At 71.3% G+C, this 2,372-nt stretch carries 3 protein-coding genes and 1 pseudogene; 2 read left to right on the top strand and 2 right to left on the bottom strand.

Features of this window, described 5'->3' with window-relative positions; all coding sequences use genetic code 11:
* Together GXW71_RS34430 and pdxH are read right to left on the bottom strand one after the other, a co-directional pair.
* Positions 1-524, bottom strand: a pseudogene (locus GXW71_RS34430) (AAA family ATPase); the annotation flags it as partial.
* Positions 521-1,108, bottom strand: a complete 588-nt coding sequence (pdxH, locus tag GXW71_RS34435) for a pyridoxamine 5'-phosphate oxidase (RefSeq protein WP_211858579.1) — start codon at positions 1,106-1,108, stop codon at positions 521-523. The pseudogene GXW71_RS34430 and the gene pdxH, both read right to left, overlap by 4 nt.
* A 99-nt stretch (positions 1,109-1,207) precedes the next feature.
* On the opposite strand from pdxH, the gene fabI reads away from it, so the two are divergent.
* Both fabI and GXW71_RS34445 read left to right on the top strand, forming a co-directional pair.
* Positions 1,208-2,050, top strand: coding sequence for an enoyl-ACP reductase FabI (gene fabI, locus GXW71_RS34440; RefSeq protein WP_211858581.1), 843 nt, complete (start codon positions 1,208-1,210; stop codon positions 2,048-2,050).
* On the top strand, positions 2,047-2,372 hold a 326-nt coding region (locus GXW71_RS34445; protein ID WP_211858583.1), incomplete at its 3' end, for a hypothetical protein. The genes fabI and GXW71_RS34445, both read left to right, overlap by 4 nt.

The following is a 2,372-nucleotide window of genomic DNA, read 5'->3' on the forward strand; positions in this document are numbered from 1 at the left end:
GCGACTGCCGCAGGCCCGAGCCCGGCGGCGAGCGCGGCATCGCGGTTGCCGTCCAGCACGCGCGCCATCGCCGCCGGCGCGTCGATCCGGACGACCGGCGCCGCGTCATGCAGCGCCGCGACGGCATCGGCGACGGCATCGAGCAAGCCCGCATCGAGCCCGTCCCGCGCCGCGACCGCATCCAGGAAATCGCCGGGCGCCAAGGGCGCCATGCGCAGCACCCATTCGACCGGCTCGCCTTCGGCCCCGAGCCGGAGCGCACCATCGGGCCCGCGCGTCACCGGCACCACGTCGCGGTAGAGCCCGGGGGCGGGGCCGCTGTTCAGCGCCAGCTCGCGCTCCGCGAAGCCCCTGCGCGCAGCCAGTGCGGAGAAGTCGAGGAAGCCGAGATCGACCGCCTTCTTCATCTTCAGCGCCACATCCGGCCCGACGAAGACGGCGCTGATATGGGTCTCGATCGGCGTCGCGCCGGTCAGCCGCGTCAGCAGCGCAGCGGCCTCCGCCTGCTCCGCCGGGATGGTCACGGATACAGCGTCTCGATCGACCAGCCGGCGTCGCCGCGATGGAAGACCCGGCGCTCATGCAGGCGGAAGGGCATGTCGCGCCAGAATTCGATGCGCTTCGGCAGCACCCGGAAGCCGGACCAGAATTCGGGACGCGGGATCTCACCCACCGGGTATTTCAGGCCGTATTCGGCGACCCGCTTCTCCAGCGCGTAGCGCGATTCGAGCGGCCGCGACTGCTTGCTGGCCCAGGCGCCGATCCGGCTGCCGCGCGGGCGGGTGGCGTAATAGGCATCCGCCTCCGCCGGCGTCACTGCCTCGACCGCGCCTTCGATGCGCACGCTCCGCCGCAACGACTTCCAGTGGAAGCAGAGCGCCGCCTGCGGATTGGCCGCCAGATCCTGCCCCTTGCGGCTCTCGATGTTGGTGTAGAAGACGAAGCCCCTGGCATCGACGCCCTTCAGCAGCACCATCCTGGCCGACGGCATGCCCTCCGGCGTCGTGGTCGCCAGGCACATGGCATTCGCATCGTTCGGTTCGCCCGCGGTCGCCTCGGCCAGCCAGGCTTCGAACAGGGCGATGGGGTCCTCGGTGGTCGCATCCATGGCGCGTTCCTGGCGTTGACTGCACCCGGGGGGTTGATCGGGGCATGGCGCATGTGCCACCACCACCCCCTTCCCGCAACCTCGTGAGAGCCGCCCGCGATGAACGATGCCGCGACGCCCCAAGCTCTGCCGGCCGGCACCCTGATGCAGGGCCGCCGCGGCCTCATCATGGGGGTCGCGAACGACCGTTCGATCGCCTGGGCGATCGCCCGGGCGGTGGCGGCGCAGGGCGCGGAACTCGCCTTCACCTATCAGGGCGAGGCGCTGGAGAAGCGGGTGCGCCCGCTGGCCGCCAGCGTCGGCTCCGACTTCGTGCTGCCCTGCGACGTCAGCTCCGACGAGGACATGGACCGCGCCTTCGGCGCGCTCGAGGCCAGGTGGGGCAAGCTCGACTTCCTGGTCCATGCCATCGGCTTCGCCGACAAGCAGTATCTGCGCGGCCGCTTCATCGACACCCCGCGGGAGGCCTTCCTGCAGGCGCTCGACATCTCCTGCTATTCCTTCGCCGCGACCGGCCGGCGCGCGGCGGCGCTGATGGGGCCGGGCGGATCGCTGCTGACGCTGACCTATCTCGGCGCTGAGCGCTGGACGCCGCACTACAACGTCATGGGCGTCGCCAAGGCGGCGCTGGAGGCGAGCGTGCGCTACATGGCGGCCGATCTCGGCATCGACGGTGTCAGGGTGAACGCGATCAGCGCCGGCCCGATCAAGACGCTCGCCGCCAGCGGCATCGGTGACTTCCGCTACATCCTGAAGTGGAACCAGTACAACTCGCCGATGCGCCGCAACGTGACCTTGGAGGAGGTCGGCGGCGCCGGCCTCTATCTGCTGTCGCCACTCTCGACCGGCGTCACCGGCGAGGTCCACCATGTCGATTGCGGCTATCACGTCGTCGGCATGAAGAATCCTGACGCGCCCGACCTGACCATCGACAAGGGGTGATCTTCCCGCGCGCCGTGCTGGCGGGGGTGGCCGATGGCCGGATCGACCTGGCGCTGCGCCGCGCCGCGCGCGCGCCGGCCAAGGCGGGCGGCACCCAGGTCACGGATATCGGCGTGATCGCCTTCGACAGCGTCGAGACCATCCCGCTCTCCGGCATCGATGCCGCGGTCGCGCGCCGCGCCGGCTTCGCCAGCCGCACCGCGGCGCTGGCCTTTCTGGCCGGCCGCGACGGGCCGGTCTGGCGCGTTGCGCTGCGCCTCGCCGGCCCCGATCCGCGCCTGGCGCTGCGCGAGGCCGCACCCGCCGCCGATGAAATCGCCAT

Origin of the sequence: Plastoroseomonas hellenica, assembly GCF_018129085.1 — a bacterium.
GTDB lineage: Bacteria > Pseudomonadota > Alphaproteobacteria > Acetobacterales > Acetobacteraceae > Plastoroseomonas > Plastoroseomonas hellenica.